Raw genomic sequence first — 20475 nt, 5'->3', positions numbered from 1 at the left:
CGCCTTTTGCGGGGGATTTTTTCATAAAAAGAGGCCGCCGACAAAAGTCAGCGGCCGTGCTTTTATTTTTTCAGTTCAATGAGAAGGTCGCCGGTTTGAATGGCTTCTCCGTTTGTAACGTGAATGTTTTCAACAGTTCCTGAAAACGGAGCCTGAACGGTCGTTTCCATTTTCATCGCTTCATTGATCATCAAATGATCGCCCTTCTTCACTTGGTCCCCTTTGCTTACAAGAAGCTTGATTACCGTTCCCGGCATAGATGCCGCGATATGATTCGGGTTTGAACGGTCGGCTTTCACCTTTTGATGAACGGACGATTTAATGCTTTCGTCTTTAATGACCACTTCGCGAGGCTGGCCGTTCAGTTCAAAATAAACGACTCTCGTCGCATCCGGACGCGGTTCCCCGATAGAGACAAGTTTGACGATCAGCGTTTTCCCTCTTTCAATCTCGACCTCGATTTCTTCGCCGAGGGTCATGCCGTAGAGGAAGGTTGGTGTATCAAGCACAGAGATATCCCCGTACAGTTCCGCTGTCTTGACATACTCGGTAAACACTTTCGGATAAAGCGCATATGCAACAGCATCCTGGTCGGAAAGCTCCATACCATGCTTTTCCAAGAATTCCGCTTTTATAGCGTCAAATGAAACCGGTTCAAGCAGTTCTCCAGGGCGTACTGTAATCGGCTCCTGCCCTTTTAAAATCAGCTTTTGCAATTTCTCAGGGAATCCGCCGTGAGGCTGACCGATATACCCTTTAAAAAGCTCGACAACCGAGTCAGGAAAATCGAGAGATTCTCCCCTTTCGTAAATATCATCTTCCGTCAGGTTATTTTGCACCATGTAAAGCGCCATATCCCCGACGACTTTAGATGACGGCGTAACCTTTACGATGTCCCCGAACAGGTGGTTGACCCGGCTGTACATTTCTTTCACTTCATTCCAGCGGTCGCCGAGGCCGACTCCCTTAGCCTGCTGCTGAAGGTTGCTGTATTGGCCGCCAGGCATTTCATGCTTGTAAATTTCGGTATGAGGCGCAATCATGCCGCTCTCAAACTCGCTGTAATATTTTCTGACAGACTCCCAATATTGAGACAACGACTCTACCGCATCGACATTGAACTGCGGACGGCGTTTATCTCCTTCAAGCGCATGGTAAAGCGAGCTTGCGCTTGGCTGTGATGTCAGACCCGCCATCGAGCTGACCGCTACGTCGACGATGTCGACGCCTGCTTCTATCGCCTTCGCATACATAAAAATACCGTTGCCGCTCGTGTCGTGTGTATGCAAGTGGATCGGAATGTCGATCGTCTCTTTCAAAGCCGACACCAGTTCGTATGCCGCTTGAGGTCTCAGCAGGCCGGCCATATCTTTAATGCCGAGAATATGCGCCCCCGCAGCTTCAAGCTCTTTTGCCATTGACGTATAATATTCAAGATTATACTTGCTTCTGTTCGGATCGAGAATGTCCCCTGTATAGCAGATCGCCGCTTCGGCAAGCTTGCCTGACTCGCGCACTGCATCAATGGCGAGCGTCATCCCTTTAACCCAGTTCAAGCTGTCAAAAATGCGGAATACATCGATTCCGGCCGCAGCCGATTCGCTGACGAACTTTTTAATCAGGTTGTCAGGGTAGTTTGTATACCCGACGGCATTCGAAGATCTCAAAAGCATTTGAAACATCGTATTCGGAATTTCCTTCCGCAGCTCCTCGAGCCTTTTCCACGGATCTTCTTTCAAGAAACGGTAAGCGACATCAAATGTGGCGCCGCCCCACATTTCAAGACTGAAAAGCTCTGGCCAGAGCGCAGCCGTCGGATTGGCGATTTTTTTCAGGTCATGCGTTCTGACTCTTGTCGCAAGCAATGACTGATGGGCGTCGCGGAACGTCGTATCAGTGAGGAGCACTTCCTCTTGATCTTTCACCCATTTGACGAGCCCTTCGGCTCCGCGTTCATCAAGAATCTGTTTTGTTCCGCTTGCGATTGGCTGATCGACATCTGTTTTGACGATCTGCGGCTTATCAAACTCGGGCTTCTTCTTTTTATCGATGCCCGGGAAGCCGTTGACCGTTACGTTCCCGATATATGTCAGCATTTTCGTTCCGCGGTCTCTCTGCTTAGGAAAGACAAAAAGTTCTGGCGTTGTATCGATAAAAGACGTGTCGTATTGCCCTGTAAGAAACTTTTCGTGTTTCGCCACATTTTCAAGGAAAGGAATGTTCGTTTTGATTCCCCTGATCCTGAATTCCTGAAGGTTGCGGACCATTTTGGCTGCCGCCTGTTCAAACGTCAGCGCCCAAGTTGAAAGCTTAACAAGCAGCGAATCGTAATAAGGCGTAATGACAGCGCCCTGAAAACTGTTTCCGGTATCAAGCCTCACCCCGAAACCGCCGCCTGAGCGATATGCCATGATTTTGCCTGTGTCAGGCATGAAATTGTTTGACGGATCTTCAGTCGTAACCCTTGACTGGATCGCATATCCGTGCAGCGTGATCGCATCCTGGTTCGGAATGCTGATTTCGCTGCTGTCCAGACTGAGACCGGCAGCGATCAGGATTTGCGTCTGAACGATATCGACGCCCGTTACCATTTCCGTAATGGTATGCTCCACCTGAACACGCGGGTTCACTTCAATAAAGAAAAACTCATCGTTCGCAACTAAAAATTCGACTGTACCGGCATTGACATATTCAACATTCTTCGCAAGCTTAACGGCAGCATCGCAAATCTTTTCCCGGAGGGATTCAGAAAGCGAAACGCTCGGCGCCACTTCGATGACCTTTTGATGACGCCTTTGCACAGAGCAGTCGCGGTCGTAAAGGTGAACCACGTTCCCTTCTTTATCTCCGATGACTTGAACTTCAATGTGCTTCGGCTTTTCAATCAGCTTTTCGACATAAACTTCATCATTGCCAAAGGCCGCTTTCGCCTCTGATTTCGCCCTATTATAGGACTCCACCAGCTCCGATTCGTCCCTGACGATCCGCATGCCGCGCCCGCCGCCGCCAAGCGACGCTTTAATGATAAACGGATATCCGAACTTTTCCGCAAATTGTTTCACTTCCGCTATATCCGCCACTGGTCCGTCGCTCCCCGGTATGACCGGAATTCCAGCTTTTTCAGCTTGTTCGCGGGCTTTTACTTTGTCTCCAAACATATCGAGGTGCTCGGAGGTCGGTCCGATAAAGATGATGCCTTCCTCTTCACACCGCTTAGCAAACTGAATGTTTTCCGACAGGAAGCCGTAGCCTGGATGGATGGCATCCACATGGTTGCGTTTTGCAATCTCGATGATGCCTTCAATATCAAGATAAGCGTCAATCGGCTTTTTCCCTTCGCCGACCAGGTATGCTTCATCGGCTTTGTATCTGTGGTAAGATCCGCTGTCTTCTTTAGAATAGATCGCTACCGTACGGATATTCAGTTCTGTGCAGGCCCGAAATACGCGGATAGCGATTTCCCCTCTGTTTGCAACAAGAACTTTTTGAATAGACTGTTGTGACATGTCGTTCCCCCTCATCCGCTGTTATAAGTATGTATCTATTCTAAATGAATCGGATGGTCATTGTACACGCTTAGTTTTTTAAAAATTTATACTTTTTTTATATTGATTTTCTTTCGTTTTTGTAGTATTGACAGGCTGTTTTCGTTTGAACCGATCAAAATATTCATTAAACATGCTGATGTTCACCAATATCCCCGCGCTTGCCATCAGCAGAATGAGCGATGACCCTCCGTAGCTGATAAACGGAAGCGTCACCCCTGTCAAAGGAATCAAGCCGGATATGCCGCCCAGGTTCACGAAAGACTGGATGGCGATCATGCTCGATATGCCGATCGCGAGCAGGCTTCCAAACGGATCATCGCATTTCCTCGCTATATAAAACCCTTTTAAAACGATGAAAGAAAGCAGCAGCACGACAAAAAGGACACCGAAAATACCGAGCTCCTCGGCGATGATCGCCATAATAAAATCGGTGTGCGTTTCAGGCAGATACCCATACTTCTGGACGCTCTCGCCGAGGCCCAGGCCGAACAGTCCCCCGGAACCGATCGCCAAGTAGGAGTTGACGACTTGAAAGCCCGAATCTCCCGCATCTTTAAACGGGTTTTGATAGCTTTCAAACCGCTTCATCCGTCCTTCTGTTAAAATGCTGTCCCAGTTGAAATAAATGAGCGGGCTGACGAGCACAAGGACAATCCCGGCCAAAAGCACGAGCTTTAACAGCGTTTTGCCGCTGAATCCCGAGCACAAAATGATGCACAATGCGATTAAAGCGATGATAAAGGCCGTTCCCACATCCGGCTGAGCAGCGACCAAGGCGCAAATGAAGAGCGTGATGATCGCAGGAGGGGCGATTCCGGCTCCCAAGTTGTCAATATAGCTTTGCTTTTTGGCGTAGACGGAAGAAAGATACAAGATGACGGTCAGCTTGACAAACTCCCCCGGCTGGATGCCGTAATTCGAAACCCTGAACCAGCTTTGGGCATTCCCGGCCACATGTCCGACAACAAACAGCCCGAACAAAGCGACGACGGAAATGAGCAGCAAAAACTTTTGGAATTTTTGATTGGCAAAAGCCTTATACGGAAAAAGCGCCGCGCATAAAAATATGACGGTTCCGAGCGCCAAAAACATCAGCTGCCTGTCAAAAAAGTAGCTGCTGTTTTGTCCGTACCTTGTCACGGCCGTGATCATGCTTGAACTGTACACCATGACGAGCCCGAACCCGCACAGCAGGAATACAGCGAAGATTAATGAATAATCATAGGATTTGAGCATTCTTTTTATCATATTATCCTCTTCCTTACTTGCCTTCAAAATGTGTTTGTGGTAGTTCCTTCGTTATTTTACTACACTTTCTTAAAAAAGCACGAAAGATACCCTTTTCATAAGACTTCGAATCTCCTCAGAAAGAAAAGTCCGTCTGTTCCAAGACTGCCATTCTATTTTTTTATCGGCAAATCATGCGTCTTCGTTTATTCGGCGTGAACAGCGGCCATTCCTTCATCAACTGGCGTTTTCTTTCTCATTCCATAATAAAAAAAGCCTGCCGGCAGTTTGTTTCTATCGAAACGTTGTCGACAAGCTGACTCAGACAGAAAGATTCTGCTGAGGTGTTCTTTTATTTTTTTGTAAATGCATCATGTAATGCAGACAATTCACGCTCCAGCCTGTAAAGCAGTTCTTTACCCTCTTCTTCATCCACTAATCCAAGGCGGACAGCAAAATCAATTTCTCTAGAGAGTCCGAACATTTGTGTATCTAAAACCTCTTCATAAAGAGGACATTGAGGCATCGTTAAGTTGTCCATTTGCACTTGAATCAGCTTTAAGATTTTATCAGCATCACGTTTTAACAGAGCAAGTGCTTTTTCACGATGGTCGACTACAATCTCAGACGCCAAAAGTATCCCTCCGTTCCCCAGGCGAGTACCTAATTCTTCTATTTATGATAAAGCCTCAGCCGAAAAAAAGCAAGCTATTTCTGTCCTTTCGCCGTATTTCAAAGACTCGCTTTTTAAGCTTCCGCTAACGTTTTAAAAAATGCTTAAGCTGTAATTCGCAGATAATAGCTCTAAAAGCCGGATTCCGGCAATGCTGTTTCCCTTTTCATCGAGCGAAGGCCCGAAGATGCCGATGCCGAAACGGTATGGGGATAGCCCCATGATGCCCCCTGAAACCCCGCTTTTGGCGGGAATTCCGATTTTGATTGCGAATTCGCCGCTGGCATTATACATTCCGCATGTCACCATAAATGTCTTGCAAATTCTCGCGATATCCTTCGGTATGATTTGTTCTCCCGTTTCGGGATGCTTGCCGTTCAAAGCAAAAACAGAGCCGATTTTTGCCAGGTCCAGGCTGTTCATTTCAATGGCGCACTGTTTTGTATATACATCCATAACATCCTCAACCTCAGCCTGAAAAATGCCGTGCTCTTTCATGTAATAGCACATCGCCCTGTTGACCATCGAGGTTTCAAATTCAGATTCGGCGACCTTCCCGCAAACGGTAATGCTCCGGTTGTTTGCAAGTTTTTTAATAAAATCAAGCAGTCTCCCGATCTTATCAGCGTTCGTCTCTCCTTTAATCATGCTTGTGACCACCAATGCTCCTGCGTTTATCATCGGATTCAGCGGCTTCCCCGGGTTGACGGTTTCAAGCTTGATGATGGAGTTAAACGGATCGCCAGTCGGCTCTTGTCCTACGTAATGAAACACTTTTTCCGGTCCGTGATCGATCAGAACGAGGGCAAGCGACAATACTTTTGATATGCTTTGCAGAGTGAATGCTTTTTCCACATCCCCCGCTGATATACAAGTCCCGTCGGTAAAGTAGACCGCCGCCGATAAATCGTCCTCCGATAATTCGGCCAAAGCCGGTATGTAAGATGCAACCTTTCCTTTGTCCGTCACTTTTTTCGCTTCTGTGACAAAATATTCGAGCTCCTTATTATGCCGGCAATTCAAGTTTTTTCCCTCCATCCGAGCGTCATTGCTGTTATCTTTCCCCGAGAGGGCTTTTGTTATGAGAAGTGACAATTCGAAAGAAAGCGCTTATAATTTTTTGTGAGGGAGTGGTAGAGACATGAGCATTGTAACGATCACAGGAAATGTAAAGTATCCGATTACGCTCGATCCGAGCGTCTGGATTTTTGATGACCGAAAATTCGATCTCGAGCAGTTCTTTTCACATTTCGGAGAGGTACAGGATGAAGATGACGACCTTGTGATTGACCGGGAACGGCAAATCAGAGAAGGTGCTGTATCGCCGCCGACGCTGAAATCAGAGAAAAAGTATGAAAAGGAAAAATTGCTTGACGGCACTTTCGGAATCAAGCTTGAGCCTTTTTTGAAAAACGCGGAGGTGTCAGGCTCCGCCGTCAAATGCCTCTTCAAAACGGAAGGTGAAGACGTTTCCGTTCCAATTGAAGAAGCGGGCGGCATGATTCTCTGCTTCAGCAACAAAGGCAAGCCGCTTGGCGAAGACGGGCCTGTACACGTTTATTTTCCCGACGGTTCTAACAAGATGAATCCTGTGAAACGAGTAAAAGAAATTCACATTATTTAAAGCGGCAACACTGTAACGGGTGCGCCGGAGGCGGGGAAAAAACTCCGCCTCTTCTTTTCCCGGCCGGGTTTTCGGCTTTTGCAGACGACCCGGCCGGCGTGCCATGCAAGTTGAAACCCGGGTTAAAAGCCCGTTTTTTTTATTTACAGCAGGTCTGCTGCAAGCCTTGCAAGCCGGGAGCGCTCTCCTTTTAAAAGCTTCACGTTTCCGGAAATTTTTTGATCTTTAAAGCGCTCTACTACATAGGCCAGGCCGTTGTTCATCGCATCCAAATAAGGATGATCGATCTGTTCGGTATCTCCCATCAATACGATTTTGCTGCCTTCCCCGACGCGTGTCAGAAGCGTTTTGACTTCATGCTTGGTCAGATTTTGGGCCTCATCAATGATGATGAATTGGTCGGGAATGCTTCTGCCCCTTATATAAGTAAGGGCTTCGACTTGAATGGAGCCCATCCCCGCCAAAATATCATCAAGTTCCCCCGGTTTTTTTGCATTGAACAAGTATTCCAGGTTATCAAAAATAGGCTGGACCCACGGTCGAAGTTTTTCTTCTTTTTCACCCGGAAGATAGCCGAGATCTTTTCCGACAGGAACGATCGGCCTTGTGACAACAAGTTTTTTAAAATTCCCCAGATCCTCTGTCTGCAGCAATCCGGCTGCCAGCGCAAGCAGTGTTTTTCCTGTGCCGGCTTTTCCGATCAGGGTGACAAGCGGAATATCTTGTCTTAATAGAAGTTCCAACGCCATCGTCTGCTGTACGTTTCGGGAACGGATGCCCCAAACCTGCTCCTGGTCAAAAACAAGCTTTTTAACGGCTTTTCCGCTTTGATCTACGATTCCAACCGCAGAAGATGATCCGCCGAGCGCGTCCTTCATGACGACAAACTGGTTCGGACACAGCGGCTCCTCGCTGATTTCGTCAAGCTGCAAATAATGATGTTCAAAAAATGAATTCATCTGATCCGAGCGAATGTACACGTCCGTATAACCGCTGTATATATCATCATTGTCGACAACCCTGTCGTGCAAAAAATCCTCTGACATCAACCCGATGGCATCGGCTTTGACGCGGATCAGCATATCTTTGCTGACAAGAATAACCGGTCTGCCGCCTTCTTTCGTTTCTTCTTCAAGGCTGAGGTTTTTCGCTACGGCTAAAATCCGGTTGTCGCTAGTTTTTTCGATAAAGATTTCCTGAAGCTGCTGAAAAGAGCGATGGTTAAGCTCGATTCTCAAGCTTCCTCCGTTAGGGAGAGGAACATTTTCATACAGCTTTCCTTTTAAACGCAAATCATCTATCAATTTAGATACGCGCCTTGCATTCCTCCCAATTTCATCCATGTAACGTTTCTTTGAATCGACTTCCTCCAATACGACAGCCGGGATGACGACCTCGTTATCTTCAAAAGAAAAGATTGAATTCGGATCCTGCAATAACACATTCGTATCTAGCACATAAATTTTACTCAATCTTCCGCCTCCTGATCAGGATTTTTAGCCTTTTATTTTCATTTGGGTTAAAAGCTGATGGAGCGCCCGCTAAAATATATGTTTTTGTGAATAAAGATAGAAGGTTAATTCAACAATAAAAATTAATGAAAGCATTTTTAAGGAGGCAACCTCAAGTGCGAATCTTTTTTTTGATCCTAATTCAAACCGTTATGCTGCTTTCAGCCTGCGGCATTCAAAATAATGCCCGAAATGAAGCAAATGAGCTTCCCGGCAACAGACCGATTCATGTAAAAAACAGCGCCCAGGAGCCGGTGAACCGCGAAGACGGACAAGCCATCTCACGGCGCCTTGTAAAGATCACCGAAAGCGTTCCGGGTGTCAATGATGCGACCGCCGTCGTGCTAGGCAGGCTCGCCGTCGTCGGAATTGATGTGAAAGACAATTTGGAACGCAGCAAAGTCGAATCCATTAAGTATTCGGTCGCTGAAGCTCTGCAGAATGACCCTTATGGAGCAAACGCCGCCGTTGTCGCGGATCCCGACACTGTAAACCGCCTGCGGGCAATGGGCAGAGAAATTCAAGCGGGACGTCCTGTCAAAGGGATTCTCGATGAGCTGGCAGCCATTGTCGGGCGCGTCCTTCCTGAAGTGCCGAACGACGCAACAGACAACCAGCAAACAAATCCTACAAAATCCAACAACGACCAGCTGAATGAGAGAAACCAAAAACAACTCGAAAAGAAGCAGAATAATCAATCGAACAAACATATGAAAAATCGGCAGCAATAACTTTAAAAAGCCTGTGCCACTGTTTTCTTGACGGTATAGGCTTTTTCCTTTTTTCTAATAGAGAAAATTTATTTGTCAGATCGATTAAGGTATAATGGATCGTAAGCGAGGTGAATCAAGTGAGGGTAAAGTGTTCATTGTGTGACAAAATCGAAAAAATCGATGACGACACACTCATTGCCAAACGTCTCCGAAACCGGCCGATACATACCTATATGTGCCATGAATGCAGCGAAAGAATTAAAATCAAAACCGAAAACCGGATGAAAACCGGCCGTTTTAAGTTATATCCGCACAGAAAAGATAAAGAGCAGATCAAGTCATAAAAGCATGGACAAGCACCATGCTTTTTTTATCTCTTTTTGTTACATAAGTAACAAAAATAATAGAATATAGTTGATAAAAATTTTCATTTGTAGTATTTTAAAATTGTTTCATACGCAACAAAAAAGGAGTGATTGATCATGGATTTTGATGTATTGATTGCAGGCGGCGGCCCCGTCGGTCTGCTGACGGCTTCCGAGCTGGCTTTGGCCGGCGTCCGGACCTGTATTGTCGAACGGCTGAATGAGCCTTCTCCATTCTCAAAAGCGCTCACACTGCATCCTCGCTCAATCGAAATACTTGAAATGAGGGGGCTTGGAGAACGATTTAAGGAAATTGGCAAGCCGCTCGGTTCGGGGCACTTTGCAGGTCTGAAGACTGGATTGGATTTTTCTGCGCTTGACACGCGAGCCAATTTTACACTGTTCATCCCCCAGTACGAAACTGAGAAGGTGCTTGAGGAACACGCGAGGAATCTCGGTGTCTGCATCCTTCGCGGTCATGAAGTTCTCGCTGTCCGCGAGCATGAAGACACCGCCGAGCTTGTCGTCCAGGGTCCGGACGGCCTGTCCTTACTAACCGCTTCCTATATCGTCGGTGCCGACGGGGCCGGAAGTACCATCCGCAAGCAGGCGCGCATCGCTTTTTCCGGAACTGATGCGAATATCACCGCAATGCTTGGTGATGTGTCGCTTGAAAATCCGCCGGAATCGCATTTCTATACTTGCGTGAACCGTGAAGGCGGCGTTGTGATCGTGCCTTTAGACGGCGGCATTTTCCGCGTCCTCATAACGGCGCCGCATATGCCCCAAGCTTTGCTTCACGAGCCCGTCACACTGGAAGAATTAAAAAAAGAACTCAGCCGCATTTGCGGTACGGACTTTGGAATTAACAGCCCGGTTTGGATGTCCCGCTTCGGAAATGCCAGCAAGTTGGCGGAGCATTACCGTTCCGGCAGAATTTTTTTAGCTGGAGATGCCGCGCATATACATTTTCCCGCAGGTGGGCAAGGTTTAAATGTCGGGCTTCAAGATGCGATGAACCTTGGCTGGAAGCTCGCAGCAAAGATCAACGGACGGTGTCCCGGCTGGCTGCTTGACAGTTACCATCATGAAAGACACCCTGTCGGCAAAGCGCTGATCGTCAATACACAAATCCAAACAAAGCTGTTTGATTTTACGCGTGAAGGGCTGTACCTCCGTGAATTGCTATCCGGCATACTCGGATTTTCAGACGTCAATCGCTATCTGGCAGAACAAATTGCAGCGCTCAGCGTGCAGTATGAAGCAGATGAAAAAATGCCTGAACATGAGCTGAACGGTAAACGCCTGCCCGATATTGACCTGACCCTTTCAGATGGTACTGTCAAACGACTTTACACATTTCACCGCGATGGACGTTTCTTATTAGCAGCATTCGGAAAAGAACCGAAGGAATTTTCCAGACTGCCTCATGTCCGGCTCATGCAACTGAAAGCGATTGACGGACGGCCTGAATGGAATGGCGTAAAAGCAGCCCTGATCCGCCCCGACGGCCACATAGCCTGGGCTGTGGACGAATCCCTGGAAAACGCGGAGCAATTGATTGCCGATGGAATCCGCCGCTGGTGCGGAAACGCTTAATCTGCAATCTGTTTAACCATTTTGTTTCACGCGTAACAAAATGGTATAATCAAAGCAGAATAATCGATTAAAGGAGCCGGTTTTCTGCATGGAACATTTAACACACGCCAAACAAGAAATATTTGACCTGTACATCAGGCTCATTCATCAGCAGGAGCAGCAAGAAACCGTCATGAAAGAGCGCATCTCCGCAGAAATGAAAAAGATGGAGCGCGAATTCGGAGCTGAAATGAGACTCAATATGTCTGACATCCATACGATCAGCTGCATTGGCGACCACGAACCGATCAACGTCACCTCGATTTCCGAGAAGATGGAATTTTCAAAAGCGACGGTCTCAAGGATCACCGCAAAGCTGACCGAAAAAGGGCTCGTCAGCAAAACACAGCTCAGCGATAATAAAAAAGAAATCTACTTCCGTTTAAGCCATAAAGGGAGAAGCATCCATCACCTTCACCAGCGGGAGCACGATAAAATCGAACAAAGATTTAAACGATTTTTAAGCCGGTATTCATTTGATGAGATCCTTTTTGCCAGGGCTTTGTTTCGGGACTTATTAACGGCGGATTTTCTCGCGGATACAGAAAAGACATAGCCTTCTTCGGCTATGTCTTTTCTACGTATTCGCCCCCGTCTGCTCTTTTTTCGAACGGTGCAGGCGGATTTTATAAATCGAAAGGATTAAAACAGCTACGATCAGCCCTTCTCCAACCGGCAGAAAAACGCCGAAAAAAGTTAAAAACGTACAGCCTAATGCCAGAAAAAAGTAAATGATCGCCGTTTTCAACAGCGGCAGCCGTTTGGCGAAACCCAGTTTAAAGACGACCGCAGACAGGACGAAGATGGTGGCATAAAGCCACCACATTCCCGCCTCGGGATTCTGGTCCACTTTATAGAGAGCGGCAAAAAACGACAGCCGTTCACTTACATCAGTCAAAAAGATTCCCCTCCCCTTTGCTTAGTTGGGTTGCTCTTTTTTTAGGTTCTGCAAATATTACGACAATCCTGCCAGCTTTTTCTTTTTCGCTGCTTTTTCGCGTTCGTTTTTGTCGAGAATTTTCTTTCTCAATCTGATGGATTCAGGTGTGACTTCGCAGTACTCATCCTCGTTCAAGTATTCAAGCGATTCTTCAAGCGACATGATACGCGGTTTTTTCATGCTGACCGTCTGATCTTTCGTCGCTGAGCGCACGTTTGTCTGCTGCTTCATTTTGTTGATGTTGACGACAAGGTCGTTTTCACGGTTGTGCTCGCCGACGATCATGCCTTCATATACTTCTGTGCCCGGCTCGACAAAAATCACGCCGCGCTCTTCAACGCCTTGAATGCCGTAGGCTGAAGCTTTCCCGGTATCCATTGAGACAAGCACGCCTTGGCGGCGCCCGCCGACTTGCCCCGGCTCAACCGGCTGATAGCTGTCAAACGTATGATTTAAAATCCCGAAACCGCGTGTAAGGGAAAGGAATTCGGTTGAGTAGCCGATTAATCCGCGTGAAGGGACATTGAAAATCAGGCGGACTTGCCCGTTTCCGTTATTGATCATGTCGATCATTTCACCTTTGCGCGCACCCATTGATTCCATTACAGATCCGGTATGCTCTTCAGGCACATCGATTTGTACGCGTTCAACAGGCTCACAGCGAACGCCGTCGATTTCTTTAATGATGACTTCCGGCTTCGATACTTGCAGTTCAAAGCCTTCGCGGCGCATGTTTTCGATTAAAATCGACAAATGCAGCTCACCGCGTCCTGACACGATCCATGCGTCAGGAGATGGCGTCGGATCGACTCGAAGGCTGACATCTGTCTGCAGCTGCTGTTCAAGCCGCTCTTCAATCTTCCTGGCCGTGACATATTTTCCTTCGCGACCGGCAAAAGGACTGTTGTTAACCGCAAACGTCATTTGAAGCGTCGGTTCGTCAATGCGAAGAACCGGAAGCGCCTCTTGATGCTCAATCGGGCAGACGGTTTCTCCGACATTGATGTCTTCCATTCCTGATACAGCGACAAGGTCGCCGGCTTTCGCTTCTTCAATCTCGACTCTCTTCAAGCCCTGGAAACCGAAGATTTTCGTGACGCGGAACGGCTTGACAGAACCGTCAAGCTTCATTAAAGCAACTTGCTGTCCGACCTTCATCGTTCCTCTGAACACGCGTCCGATTCCGATACGGCCGACATAATCATTGTAGTCAAGCAGAGCCACCTGGAACTGCAAAGGCTCCTCATGGTTATCGACAGGACAAGGAATATGGTTGACAATCGCTTCGAATAAAGCCTCCATGTTTTCATCCTGCTGCTTCGGATCTGCTGACGCGGTGCCGTTGATCGCAGAAGCGTAAACAACCGGGAATTCAAGCTGTTCTTCATTTGCATCTAGCTCGATAAACAAATCGAGCACTTCGTCAACGACCTCTTCTGGACGGGCAAAATCGCGGTCGATCTTATTGACAACAACGATCGGCGTCAAGTTTTGCTCAAGTGCTTTTTTCAGCACAAAGCGGGTTTGCGGCATGCAGCCTTCATAAGCGTCGACAACAAGCAGAACGCCGTCGACCATTTTCATGATCCGTTCAACTTCCCCGCCGAAATCTGCGTGTCCCGGAGTATCCAAAATATTAATGCGTGTATCTTTATAATTAATCGCCGTATTTTTCGCTAAAATCGTAATGCCGCGCTCTCTTTCCAAATCATTGGAATCCATGGCGCGCTCAGCCACGTTTTCATTTGCACGGAATGTACCGGCCTGATGGAGGAGCTGATCCACCAGCGTCGTTTTTCCATGGTCAACGTGGGCGATAATAGCGATATTGCGAAGATCTTCTCGAAGTTTCACATTTTCATCTCCTAAAAAAATTCAGATAATCTTTCATATTATAACTGACAAACAAAGTTATTTCAATTTGTTTCAAATTTTCAGCTCCCATTGCCCCTTTCTATCCAGCGCGATTTTCTGTAAACTAACAGTAGACTTCATACTAAGGGGATGGAAAAACAGTGAAACAAATCAAATGGATTTTCTTATTATTCGCACTTGCTGCAGTGATCAGCATCATGATGATCGGAGTTGCAGTCGCCGAAAAAAGCGCAGCCGGCGTCGCAATCGCCATCGCGATTCTGATCGTCATTATGGGAAGCGGTTTCACACTGAAAAAAAGAATGCGCGAAAAAGGCCTGCTTGAATAGGAAAGAAGCCCCTACCGAATGAAGGGGCTTTTGATTTTATATCAAAAAACCGGCGGCTGGTTGCCGCCAGTTCTTATAAAAAGAATAAGTAAATCAAAAGCATCAGCAAGTAGCCCCCGCCAAACAGCGCTGCCCCTTTGAGAATCAGCCTTTGATAATACGCTTTCCTGAACTTTTGTTCTTCCGCTTCTTCTGCTTCCTTTGGCAATCCTCCGTCACCATGAAAATTGACAGGTTCCCTCATCATGTCGTACATTTCCCGGCAATCCTCGCATGTCTTAATGTGTGCGGCAACCAAACGTTCCGTTTTGCGGCTGCAATCGCCTTCTATGTATAAAGGCAGTAAATCTCTTACAAGATGGCATTTCATATTGTTAAACCTCCCTGCCTTCCAAGCTTTTTTTCAGCTCCAGGCGGGCCCGGTGAAGATTGGTTTTTACCTTTGACAGTTTCCAATTCAGCACTTCCGCTATTTCCTCGTATGACAGCTCTTGAAACTCTCTTAAAATGAGGACAGTCTGGTAATCTTCTTTCAGCCGGTCAATGTGATGTTTCAGCTCTTCCTGCATTATGGCGTTTGCCAAATGGCGCTCAGGCATTTCAAATGTGTGCTGTTCCATATCGCCGCAGGCCGCCACGTCGGAAAATTGGATTTTTTTATCTTTTCTGTACCAGTTGATAAACGTATGATGTGCGATCGTATACAGCCATGTTTTGATCGAGGAATGGCCCCTGAAAGACTCCAGGCCCGCAAAAGCTTTTAGAAACGTATCCTGCGCCAGGTCTTTCGCCGTCTCAAGCTGATGGGTTCGCCTGTACAAATAGTACATGATGTCATGATAATATTCCCTGTACAGTTCTTCAATCGTCTGTTTATTATTGTGAGCCATTTAGAAAAAAAACCACACCGTCATCCAAATCGATAGGAGCAGGAAAGCACCATATAACGAGTAAACAAAAATCTTGATATGAAGGAGCTTCTGATGATCATCTGTTTTTTGCATGCCGGGGAGCTCTCTATTACCGGCTGCTGCCGCTTCAGCCTGATCCTGAAAAAACTGCTCATGCTCTTTCATCCAGATCATCGTTTCCTCTTCCAGTTCACTTTCTTGATAGAGCTCATACAAATCGATAAACACCGCTTTTTTTTCTTCATTTGTCATCAAAATGTTTCACCTCATCTGTCTCGGCATCAACCAAGTATGCGTCATGTTCATTTGAGCCGAACGGCTGGATGATGACAAGCCACGCATAACGGCTCTTTTGATCCCCGTCTGAAACGATTACAAGCTTCGTCCGTTTATGATAGACCAGCCCTTTTTGATAGCGTTCAGACACTTTCTGAAAAGCTTTTTCCCCGTCTGCATACGTGTAGGGGGGTTTTTCATCTGCTTTTTGAAAGTTTTTTCTCACCGTCAGATAAGCTCCCTCTTCATGTTTCGTCATGGTCCAGACCGTATTTAACACAGCATCGCTTTCTTTTTTCTGAAATTCTATCAGATCCTTTTCTAACTCCACCCTTTTCAGATTGGAAATGTCTTGATCAAATAATGAAAGCAAGCGTTTTTCAAGCTCTTGTCCGCGATAAGGCAAGGCGCTTTCAGATTTGATCGAAATAGCCGTTAATGCACCTGTTACAGGGTGGAACTCCATCCCCATTCCGTCACTTGTCTTTATGTTGATGGATGCCGAGTTGAGGCTGAATGGGAATAATAAATCAATATCTGTCAGCCGATAAGATGAGACGGGTATGCCCAGCTTACGATAGACGGCTTCAACTCCCCGCTCGATATCCTCACCAGAAACGCGGGCTTGGTTCACGCTTTCTAAGCTGTAAACAGACGCGTCCTCATGGAATCCCATCAGAGTCTCCTTCCGCCAAGTAAACCACATTGTGCTTAATTCAGGATCCTCGCCTTCACGGTAAAATTCAACAGTAGCTTCGCCGTCATCACGGCTGACCTTTGCCTTGATTTGTTTGTCAAGTTCGCGGCCGTGTTCCCTTAGAAATTGCTTCGACCGCTTGATATATGCCTGACCGGACAGGATATTCCCGCTAGGCTTTTTTTGATTGTGATAATTGGTGATCATTCCCGTCCAGCCGTCAACGTCCGCATCGTAATCTTTCGTTTTGAAATGATAAACGTTATGAAAATCCTGGTTGGTAGCTGACAAATAGATAAAGCTCTCTGTCGGAAAAAACGAGCTGACAGTCTGCTTCGCTTCTTTAACCGAAACAGGCCGAAAATTGGCATCAACCACGTCTGAAACCTCCGGGTGTGAGATTGTAAAAGCGGCATCCGCCAAATTGTAAAAAGGATTGAGGTGAAGCGTGAAAAATACGGCGGTGCCCGCGGCTAAAACACGCTTCACCATCAACAAAGGCTTTCTCGAGTCATTCAGCAAGTGATATGTCATAAGAAAACCGATCATTGTCAGAAATACGTTCAGCGGAAAAAATTCGTATCCAAGCTTTTTGATGAAGAAACCGCCGATCGTCACAATATAAAAAATCAAAAGGAGAACGTAACGGTTTCTTTTCCAATAAAGCTGAAAAAACAAGCAGATCATCAGTCCCGGTATTCCGACAATCAACAACAGAACGAGCGGCAATTCTTCAAGCTCCTCCGCTCCAAATTCCTTCAAATAGGCGGCAAAGCTGAACAGCGATTGGAAAAGCGGCATCGCCATCACCGCAATGTCAAATGCAAAAAACAGCCCCTTGCCCCCTTTTTCCGCGAGTGTCATCATATAATGAAAAGAGACAAGCAAAATATAGCCGAACAGCAAAAACTGCATAAAAGGCAGAAGCGCATCTTGTTCGTCTATGTACAGGTTTGAAAACTCAGCGGCTTTCATTTGGTGAGCCAATTCAAACGAAAGGGCGCCAACCAGTATCAGCCTGAGAACGATGCCTGCATAAAAAAAGAGGCGCCGCCTGCACACTTTTGGATGAAATGACACGGCATACAAAAGGACAAGGCCTGTCACACACCACTGAATGACAAGCATGCTCTGTCTGCTTAAAACAAAATAACGTTCAAAATGGAGCACATAATCACTAAATAGTTCGATCAATTTCCACAATTCCTTTACATCAAATTAAGGCCTCATCTTTATAGACAAACGACGCTGCATATTGTTTCATAAAATCATAAAAAAAAGAGACCTGTTGTTAAACAAGTCTCATTGCAGCCACAAGGGAAGGGGCAAAACCATGATCAAATATCGTTTTCCCTTTTCATCTTTTTCCGTTTTCAGCTGTTCAAATCCTGAACGGGCCAGCATGTTCAACCATTCGTCTTTCTCATAAGGCACTGCCGCAAACAACGCTTTATGCCCCTTTTCTCTCAAGCGTTTTCCGATCGTTTTGATCACTTCTTTTGCCCGGCCTTTTTTGCGGAAATCGGGATGGACAAGAAGCGTTCCGAGCCAAGGCTTGCCATTAGAAGGCGCCCATTCGAGATGAAAGCTGAGAGCCGCCGGCAGTCCCCCGTCTTCCCACACGAGCCATTCACCGTTATACATCGCATAAGCACTCATATAGCGTTCCAGGCTGTTTCCGTCAAGCTCTTCCTTCACCCACCCGGGGCTCGCTTCGGCCAGCTCTTCAAAAAAGGCGAGATCAGAAGAAGAGAAAGACCTGCTATTCATGCGGCAAATATTCGTCGAAAATCGCCCGGTGAGCTGCCGGATTGCCGGCTACGATGCTGTGGTTTTCAAGAAAATTGAGCGGTTTCCCGTCAATGGTTGTATATGTTCCGCCGACCTCGTCAAGCAGAATGCAGCCGGCAGCGTAATCCCAAGGAGCGAGCCTCATCGTCACATACACATCCATTCTGCCTGCCGCTACATAAGCGAGTTCCAAAGCCGCTGAACCGTATGAACGGGTCCCTCTGACGCGCCTGACAAGCGGGGATAATACGCTTGGATCGATCCGTCTGTTCTCGGTGATCCATGTCGCATTGATGGCCAGAATCGATTCCTCAAGCGGCACTTCTTTCATCTTGCCGAGCTTTGTATTGTTCATGTAAGCACCTTCGCCTTGAAAAGCATGATAAAGCTCATCGTGAGTCACATCATAAATCAAGCCGATTTTGCCTTTTCCGTTTTCAAAAATGCCGATTGAAATCGCAAAATTGCGTTTTTGATGAATAAAGTTCATCGTACCATCGATCGGATCGATGATCCAAACGACGCCGTCCAAAGATGTGAGCTTGTCCCCTTGGCCTTCTTCGCCAAGAATATGATGATCCGGAAAAACCGATTGAATTTTTTCAATGAAAAAACGCTCTGTTTCCTTGTCAATGTTTGTGACAAGGTCATTTGGATTCGATTTCGTTTCAATCGTCATCTTTTCTTTCATTGATTGCTTAATTCTCTGACCAGCTTCTTTCACCCAGCTTTTCGCCAGGCGATCGATTTCCTTCCAGTTTGTCATCACACTACCTCTTTTCTATGTATACCTGTTGATTTATTCATAGCATACTGATATTAACCGGGAAAAATCAAGAAAAATGACAAATATCCAGGCAGCCCAGATAAAAACGAACCTCTCAAACGGTTCGTTTTTATTATGGTTTCAACCATGTAATCTGATCCATTCTTTTCTGAGTCGTTCCAGTTTGCGCTTGCTCAACTCGATTTGGGTTTCATCCTTTTTTTCCATAGCTTCAAAAAGCGTTGCAAGTTCATAATCGACCTCAAGCCTCCAAACAGCGGCCCGATTGTCTTTTTCCTCTTTCAATCCTTGTTTTACTATTGGTTTCATGTGCCCTACGCCCCCTCCAGAGAAAATTGATTTCAAAAGGAATCCTTCTGGCTTTAAGTCCTAAGCGTGATATATATTAATTTCTTATTCATATCGTATGAAGTGCTCAAACATTCGCAACGTTATTCTAAAAATTGTGTGTTTACCTAACGATTCCCCAAATTCCGCAAGGCGAAACGTAATTTTTTGTTTGAAAAGCCGACTGTGATACAATATCTTTACTGATTGGACAAGGAGGAACACAATGAGCAGTCTGCGTTTTACTGAAGAGGATTTTCGTACATTTACAATAGAAGGTTTAGATGCGCGGATGAGCGTTCTGAAAGACACAGTGCGCCCGAAACTTCAAGGGCTCGGCGATCATTTTGCGCCTGTTCTGTCCGCTTTGACAGGAGACGAAATGTTTGTCCACGTCGCCAAGCACGCGCGCCGCTCAGTCAATCCGCCGGACGACAGCTGGGTTGCTTTCGCAAACAATAAGCGCGGCTATAAAAAGCTGCCGCATTTCCAAATTGGTTTATGGGAAACCCACGTTTTCGTATGGTTTGCATTGATCTATGAGTCCCCTCTCAAGCAGGAATACGGCCAGCTGTTTAAGAAGCATCTGCCGGATATTGAGAGCAGCATTCCAAGTCGCTTTTTCTGGTCGGCCGATCATACGAAACCGGATGCCAAGAGACAGTCTGAGATGAATGAAAAAGATCTGGAAAACCTGTTTGAACGGCTCGTCAACGTGAAGAAAGCAGAAGCGCTTTGCGGTATTCAGCTTTCTAAAGACGAGGTGCTGCATATGAGTGAAGAGGCGTTTCTATCCGAAATCGAAGCGGCTTTTGAAAAGCTCGCCTTCCTTTACCGCCTGACGCAGAAAGTATCGGTATAATCAAAAAGGGATGGCCGGTGGTGCCATCCCTTTTTGTTTTGGATTTTCTCATTACATTTTAATTTTCGTATCTTCCGTTTGTTCCTTTGCTTTTTTGACTGCTTGATACGGAGAGTAGTCGCTCGCTTCTTCAAACTGGCTGCACAGCTTTTTTTCCTCCGCTTTTCCCGGAACTATTTCTTTAAAGCGGCGGTAAGCACTCATCAGCACGTCTCGCTCTACGCCTTTTTCATAAGCGAGCTCAACCGCCTGAAAAAACGATATGACGTCTATCGCTTCCTCTGTGCTCCAGTCTTCATTCATCGGATATTGGTACCCTTCTTCCATTTGGTTCATCTCCTTGTGCAGTTCAGCCTGACGGCTTGTATAGCTTTAGTATTG

The 20475-nt window shown here is 46.5% G+C and carries 22 protein-coding genes; 7 read left to right on the top strand and 15 right to left on the bottom strand.

The window, feature by feature from the left end:
* Positions 1–62 precede the first annotated feature (62 nt).
* The 4 genes from pyc to glsA form a co-directional block, all read right to left on the bottom strand.
* Positions 63–3506, bottom strand: coding sequence for a pyruvate carboxylase (gene pyc, locus TRNA_RS29945; RefSeq protein ID WP_011197953.1), 3444 nt, complete (start codon positions 3504–3506; stop codon positions 63–65).
* A gap of 78 nt (positions 3507–3584) precedes the next feature.
* A complete protein-coding gene (locus tag TRNA_RS29940) occupies positions 3585–4796 on the bottom strand; it encodes an FtsW/RodA/SpoVE family cell cycle protein (RefSeq protein ID WP_003181467.1) in 1212 nt (403 codons plus the stop codon).
* 331 nt (positions 4797–5127) lie between these two features.
* The gene (locus TRNA_RS29935; RefSeq protein ID WP_003181465.1) at positions 5128–5409 is read right to left on the bottom strand and encodes a YlaN family protein; all 282 of its coding nucleotides are present in this window, start codon (positions 5407–5409) and stop codon (positions 5128–5130) included.
* A 132-nt stretch (positions 5410–5541) separates the two neighbouring features.
* The gene (gene glsA / locus TRNA_RS29930; protein ID WP_011197952.1) at positions 5542–6471 is read right to left on the bottom strand and encodes a glutaminase A; all 930 of its coding nucleotides are present in this window, start codon (positions 6469–6471) and stop codon (positions 5542–5544) included.
* A 118-nt stretch (positions 6472–6589) separates the two neighbouring features.
* On the opposite strand from glsA, the gene TRNA_RS29925 reads away from it, so the two are divergent.
* Complete coding sequence (locus TRNA_RS29925) at positions 6590–7072, top strand: hypothetical protein (RefSeq protein WP_003181462.1); 483 nt, start codon at positions 6590–6592, stop codon at positions 7070–7072.
* Between the two features lie 143 nt (positions 7073–7215).
* Here the strand turns inward: TRNA_RS29925 and TRNA_RS29920 are convergent, their stop codons facing one another.
* The gene (locus tag TRNA_RS29920; protein ID WP_003181460.1) at positions 7216–8544 is read right to left on the bottom strand and encodes a PhoH family protein; all 1329 of its coding nucleotides are present in this window, start codon (positions 8542–8544) and stop codon (positions 7216–7218) included.
* 155 nt (positions 8545–8699) lie between these two features.
* Between TRNA_RS29920 and TRNA_RS29915 the strand changes: the two genes are divergently transcribed.
* The 4 genes from TRNA_RS29915 (at position 8700) to TRNA_RS29900 (ending at position 11855) form a co-directional block, all read left to right on the top strand.
* Complete coding sequence (locus TRNA_RS29915; RefSeq protein WP_009328567.1) at positions 8700–9314, top strand: YhcN/YlaJ family sporulation lipoprotein; 615 nt, start codon at positions 8700–8702, stop codon at positions 9312–9314.
* A 119-nt stretch (positions 9315–9433) separates the two neighbouring features.
* Complete coding sequence (locus tag TRNA_RS29910; protein WP_003181456.1) at positions 9434–9640, top strand: YlaI family protein; 207 nt, start codon at positions 9434–9436, stop codon at positions 9638–9640.
* Between the two features lie 138 nt (positions 9641–9778).
* Positions 9779–11260, top strand: a complete 1482-nt coding sequence (locus TRNA_RS29905; protein WP_009328569.1) for a monooxygenase — start codon at positions 9779–9781, stop codon at positions 11258–11260.
* Positions 11261–11348: 88 nt separating this feature from the next.
* Complete coding sequence (locus TRNA_RS29900) at positions 11349–11855, top strand: MarR family transcriptional regulator (RefSeq protein WP_003181450.1); 507 nt, start codon at positions 11349–11351, stop codon at positions 11853–11855.
* 21 nt (positions 11856–11876) lie between these two features.
* Here TRNA_RS29900 and TRNA_RS29895 read toward each other — a convergent pair whose 3' ends face one another.
* Both TRNA_RS29895 and typA read right to left on the bottom strand, forming a co-directional pair.
* Positions 11877–12197 (bottom strand): YlaH-like family protein, encoded by a 321-nt coding sequence (locus TRNA_RS29895; protein WP_003181448.1) that lies wholly within the window; start codon positions 12195–12197, stop codon positions 11877–11879.
* Positions 12198–12254: 57 nt separating this feature from the next.
* Entirely contained in the window at positions 12255–14093 is a 1839-nt protein-coding gene (gene typA, locus TRNA_RS29890) for a translational GTPase TypA (protein WP_003181446.1), read from the bottom strand.
* Between the two features lie 161 nt (positions 14094–14254).
* On the opposite strand from typA, the gene TRNA_RS29885 reads away from it, so the two are divergent.
* Positions 14255–14443 (top strand): YlaF family protein, encoded by a 189-nt coding sequence (locus TRNA_RS29885; RefSeq protein ID WP_003181444.1) that lies wholly within the window; start codon positions 14255–14257, stop codon positions 14441–14443.
* A 73-nt stretch (positions 14444–14516) separates the two neighbouring features.
* Here TRNA_RS29885 and TRNA_RS29880 read toward each other — a convergent pair whose 3' ends face one another.
* The 7 genes from TRNA_RS29880 to TRNA_RS29850 all read right to left on the bottom strand — a co-directional run bounded on the left by TRNA_RS29880 (position 14517) and on the right by TRNA_RS29850 (position 19214).
* On the bottom strand, positions 14517–14813 hold the full coding sequence (locus TRNA_RS29880) for an anti-sigma factor family protein (protein WP_009328570.1): 297 nt from the start codon (positions 14811–14813) through the stop codon (positions 14517–14519).
* 4 nt (positions 14814–14817) lie between these two features.
* Positions 14818–15333 (bottom strand): sigma-70 family RNA polymerase sigma factor, encoded by a 516-nt coding sequence (locus tag TRNA_RS29875; RefSeq protein ID WP_009328571.1) that lies wholly within the window; start codon positions 15331–15333, stop codon positions 14818–14820.
* Positions 15334–15606 (bottom strand): hypothetical protein, encoded by a 273-nt coding sequence (locus TRNA_RS29870; RefSeq protein ID WP_003181436.1) that lies wholly within the window; start codon positions 15604–15606, stop codon positions 15334–15336. It abuts the gene before it with no gap.
* Positions 15596–17521 (bottom strand): hypothetical protein, encoded by a 1926-nt coding sequence (locus TRNA_RS29865; protein ID WP_003181435.1) that lies wholly within the window; start codon positions 17519–17521, stop codon positions 15596–15598. The genes TRNA_RS29870 and TRNA_RS29865 overlap by 11 nt, the downstream gene beginning before the upstream one ends.
* A gap of 108 nt (positions 17522–17629) precedes the next feature.
* A complete protein-coding gene (locus tag TRNA_RS29860; protein WP_003181431.1) occupies positions 17630–18097 on the bottom strand; it encodes a GNAT family N-acetyltransferase in 468 nt (155 codons plus the stop codon).
* Positions 18090–18884, bottom strand: coding sequence for an inositol monophosphatase family protein (locus TRNA_RS29855; RefSeq protein WP_003181429.1), 795 nt, complete (start codon positions 18882–18884; stop codon positions 18090–18092). Before TRNA_RS29855 ends, TRNA_RS29860 begins: the two co-directional genes overlap by 8 nt.
* 141 nt (positions 18885–19025) lie before the next feature.
* Positions 19026–19214, bottom strand: a complete 189-nt coding sequence (locus TRNA_RS29850; protein ID WP_003181425.1) for a hypothetical protein — start codon at positions 19212–19214, stop codon at positions 19026–19028.
* 244 nt (positions 19215–19458) lie between these two features.
* Here TRNA_RS29850 and TRNA_RS29845 point away from each other — a divergent pair, with 244 nt between their 5' ends.
* A complete protein-coding gene (locus TRNA_RS29845; RefSeq protein WP_009328573.1) occupies positions 19459–20094 on the top strand; it encodes a YktB family protein in 636 nt (211 codons plus the stop codon).
* 51 nt (positions 20095–20145) lie between these two features.
* Here the strand turns inward: TRNA_RS29845 and TRNA_RS29840 are convergent, their stop codons facing one another.
* Positions 20146–20421, bottom strand: a complete 276-nt coding sequence (locus tag TRNA_RS29840) for a UPF0223 family protein (RefSeq protein WP_003181422.1) — start codon at positions 20419–20421, stop codon at positions 20146–20148.
* Positions 20422–20475 lie beyond the last annotated feature (54 nt).

It is taken from the genome of Bacillus licheniformis DSM 13 = ATCC 14580, assembly GCF_000011645.1.
GTDB classification, from domain to species: Bacteria; Bacillota; Bacilli; order Bacillales; family Bacillaceae; genus Bacillus; species Bacillus licheniformis.
Note: the sequence above shows the minus strand (reverse complement) of the source record. Positions and strands in the feature narration are given on the sequence as shown.